The sequence below is a fragment of the Aeromonas sp. MR16 genome, assembly GCF_022549315.1.
In the GTDB taxonomy this organism is placed as follows: Bacteria; Pseudomonadota; Gammaproteobacteria; order Enterobacterales; family Aeromonadaceae; genus Aeromonas; species Aeromonas aquatica.
The window spans coordinates 1-387 of sequence record NZ_JAKZFK010000079.1 but is presented as its reverse complement, the minus strand read 5'-3'; the positions used below and the strand labels follow the sequence as shown (position 1 = coordinate 387).

1 protein-coding gene is annotated in these 387 nt (G+C 58.4%); it reads right to left on the bottom strand.

What is annotated here, in order from left to right; genetic code table 11:
• Positions 1-58: 58 nt before the first annotated feature.
• The coding region (locus MM194_RS21820) for a DsbE family thiol:disulfide interchange protein (RefSeq protein ID WP_241344957.1) at positions 59-387 on the bottom strand (329 nt) is incomplete at its 5' end.

The window sequence follows — 387 nt, the reverse complement described above, 5'->3', positions numbered from 1 at the left end:
CCAAACAGCCCCGCCATCAGCAATAAAGAAGCAATCAGTGTTTTCATCTATGGCTCCCTTATTTCATGGCATCGAAGATGGGTTTGAGGGTCGAGGCCCAGACTTCGGGATTCACATCCCCCACGTGGCGGTAGCGGATGATGCCCTGGCTGTCGATGAAGAAGGTTTCGGGGGCACCGTAGACCCCGAGATCCAGTCCCAGCATGCCATCGGGATCATAGAGGTTGACCTGATAGGGGTTGCCGAGCTCTGCCAGCCACTTGATGGCCTTGTCCCGCTCGTCCTTGTAGTTCATGCCGACGATGGGAATGCCCTGCCCCGCCAGCTGCTTGAGGTAGGTGTGCTCGCCGTAGCAGGTCGGGCACCAGGTGGCCCAGACGTTGAGCA